Source organism: Pedobacter sp. HMWF019 (genome assembly GCF_003061025.1).
Taxonomy (GTDB): domain Bacteria; phylum Bacteroidota; class Bacteroidia; order Sphingobacteriales; family Sphingobacteriaceae; genus Pedobacter.
In genome coordinates, this window is sequence record NZ_QAIL01000548.1 from 1 (window position 1) to 3734 (window position 3734).

At 40.7% G+C, this 3734-nt stretch carries 2 protein-coding genes; both read left to right on the forward strand.

The window, feature by feature from the left end; all coding sequences use genetic code 11:
• On the forward strand, positions 1–3492 hold a 3492-nt coding region (locus DBR11_RS26780; protein WP_146186682.1), incomplete at its 5' end, for a SusC/RagA family TonB-linked outer membrane protein.
• 25 nt (positions 3493–3517) lie between these two features.
• A partial coding sequence (locus DBR11_RS26785) for a hypothetical protein (RefSeq protein ID WP_369974463.1) occupies positions 3518–3734 on the forward strand: 217 nt, incomplete at its 3' end.

Here is a 3734-nt window from a genome sequence, read left to right on the forward strand (position 1 = left end):
GCATTGGTCAGGCCATTACTGGTGAGCTGTTTATTTATGATGTTTTCTATGAATACATTTGCCCAGGAGAAAAGGCAAATTCTGTTTAACCAGGAATCTGTAACCGTGGCTTTTTCGAAGCTGGAAAAGGCATTTAACATTCGTTTTTATTACTCTTCGGAAATCGTTAATAAAAAGGAATTGATCAGTATGTCTGCGAAGCCACGGTCATTGAATGAAATCCTTGCCTATCTGGATGCTAATTATGGGTTTCTATTTAAATCAAACGGCAATATGATTGCGGTGAGCAAGAAATCAAGGGAGGTGCTGCCAAGTAGTAAAGCACCTAAGAGTTCGGCTGAAATAAAAGGACGCGCAGGATTGTTTGAAGGTAATGATGTGGTGTATGTTGCAGGAATCACGATTTATGAACAAGGTTCAAACAGCTCTGCAATTACAGATAGCAAGGGTAACTTTAGAATTAATACCACTTCTGCAAATCCTAAACTATTGATCAGTTACGTAGGTTACCAGACCAGCGAAATTGAAGTTAGTGGCAACACACAACTGGATATTAATTTGAGGGAAGATAACAATACCTTAAAAGAAGTTACGGTAGTATCCAATGGTTATCAAACCCTGGCCAAAAAGAATGCAACTGGTAGTTATTCAACTCTTTCAACAGAAGACATTGAACGCAGAAGCAGCCAGTCGTTAGATCGTATCTTAGAAGGATCGGTTCCTGGCTTATCTGTTTATAATGGTTTCAGGTCTGTCAAGGGTGTTAGAACCCAGACAGGGCCCGACATTCAGGTTAGGGGTGGAAGTGCGATTCAGAGCGAAAGAAATACACCTTTGATCATTGTGGATGGTTTTCCGGTGAACCAGCTGCCGGATAACTTTAATGATGTAGAGAAAATTGATGTACTGAAAGATGCTTCTGCCTCGGCCATCTGGGGCGCCAGGGCTGCAAACGGAGTGATTGTGATCACCACCAAAAGAGGGAAACAGGGGGCGCTGAGCATTAACTTTTCTTCTAATTTTTATTTAACTGAAAAGAATGATTTTGGGACACTCAGACGTGGAAGTTCAGCAGATATGATCAGTGTGGACAACGAGATCTATAAAAAAGGATATTTTACTTCGGCCTATTTTCAAAATGGTGTAGGTGGTTTTTCTCCGTCATTTGACTATATCCTGCAAAAAGAGCAGGGCTTAATTTCTGCTGCGCAACTGACTCAAAAACAAGATTCGCTGTCGGGCCTGTCTAATCTTCAACAGAATAAAGACCTTTTAATGCGTACCGGTGTCCGCCAAAACTATTACCTTTCTATGTCTGGTGGTGCAAATAAATATCGTTTTCTGCTTTCGGGTTCTTACGACAACAGCAAATCCAATTTTATTGGTGATAACTCCAGTTCTGTACAATTAAATATGCGCAACGATTACGAGATCACTCCATGGCTACATGCGGTTGCAGATCTGAACGCTGTTTTTAATCATCAGGATCTCGGAGCTGATTTAAGATCTCAGCTCTATGGACTTGCGCCTTATCAAATGCAACTGGATGCCAGTGGAAATTATGTGTACAGTTACAATGCATTTAATAAAAATACTAATGCTGCGTTGATGGCAAAGGGCTATTACAATAATGGCCGGAATTTATTACAGGATGCAAGATTGGCCGATAACCGGAACAGCATTTTTGGCTTGAGGACTAAAGTGGGATTGGAGGCGACTTTGGCTAAGGGATTAACTTTTAATACCTATTTCCTGTATGACAAAATGAAAACCTCCGGTAATAACCTGGTTAATGAAAACTCCTATACAGCCCGGTCTTTGCTAAATCAGTATGCCAGCTTAGATGGAAATGGCAAAGCCCTGTTTAACCTTCCAAAAGGAAATTATCTTGATGTTTCAGAAACTACAAATGACAATACTTCTGTCCGCTCGCAGTTTAATTACACCAATTTATTTGCTGGTAAACATTTTGTGAGCTTTAGCGGAGGTGCAGAGGTTAAGCAGTATTTAACTAACGGACTTACCAACCGAAAGTTCAATTATATAGACGACCTGCAGTCCTGGTCGCCAATTAACCAGATTGTGCTTTTAAATGGTGTAATTGGCCAAAACGGGACCAATACTATTTATGATGCTACCGCATACGATAGGTTTAGCTATATCAATACAAGAGAAGTTTCTTATTATTCAACTGGTACTTATACTTATGATGATAAATATACTTTACAAGGAAGTTTACGTTATGATGAGTCTAACCTATTTGGCGTAGATCCTAAATACAGACGTACGCCTTTGTGGTCCGTTGGTACATCATGGGACATTACCAAAGAAAAATTCTTCCATGTCGATTTTGTTAATCTGTTGAAGTTGAGAGCGACTGTTGGATTAACTGGGAACTATGATCCTTCTACTACTCCTTTGCTTGTTGCGAGCAGAGCTTTCCAGGCTTCAACCAGCGATTACCGGTCCAGGGTTGATGCTTCTAACCCCTATAATCCAAAATTGAGATGGGAAAGAACAAAAACCTATAACTTAGGTACCGACATTGCTTTTTTGAGGAACAGGTTCCAGCTCAGTGTAGATGTATACAAAAAATATGGCTATGATCTGTTAGGTACTCAACTACTGGATCCGACCATCGGATTCACCTCGACCAAGTTAAATGGCGCTAAGATGGTCAATACCGGATTGGAAGCTGCCTTGACCGGAAGGGTTTTACAGCTTGGTGATTTCAACTGGACAAGTATATTTAATTTTGCCTACAACACGAACAAAATTACTGAGAATAAAATTGCAGAAAGTAGTCCGGTTATCGGACGTGTTACAGGAACCGTACCTTATTATGTGGAAGGTTACCCGCGTGAAGCGCTTTGGAGTTATAAATGGGCAGGCTTAAGCAATACCGGTGATCCGCAGGTTTATGATGGGAATGGCAATAAAGTCCTGGTACCTGTTTTGGGTTCTCTGGAGTACAGTGGTTCTTACAGACCTAAATATACAGGTGGTTTTACCAATATCTTTAACTATAAAGGCGCTTTTGCCAGTGTGATACTGGTGTACAATTTTGGAGGTGTTTTCCGCCGGGAAATGCCGTCTATGAATGGTTATGACTGGAGCCCTGTGATCAACTATCAGGTAGCCAACCGGTGGAAGGCTCCGGGAGATGAGGCGCATACAGATATTGCGGCTTATCAGTCTTCTCCAGACCTATTCTATGATGGCCGTGACCGGGCGGAGATGTATTCCAGTAATAGTGTGGAAAGCAGTGATTTTATACGTTTAAGGGAAGTTCAGCTGGGTTATAAAATACCAGGAACTGCATTAAAGAAAACTCCTGTTAAGAGTCTAACGATATCTGTCCAAATGAACAATATAGCCATCTGGACAAAGAATAAATATGGTATAGACCCGGAAGCAATTGATGCGCAGACCGGAGCATATTATTTGCCTACGCCTAAAGTGACAACGATCAGCCTGCGTGCAGGTTTCTAAGTGATAAAAACTAAATGATATTCTGATGAAGATAAAACTATTTATAATTGCAGCACTGATCCTTATGGGGTTTGGATCCTGCAAAAAATATCTGGATGCTAATCCTGTAAAAGGAAAGGTGGTTCCTAAAACACTCGCCGATTACGAAGAATTTTTAAACGATATCATCCTTGCTCAGTCCGGTTATATCTATCCGGAGTTTATGACAGATGATATATTAATGAGTACGGTGACTTCAGTTA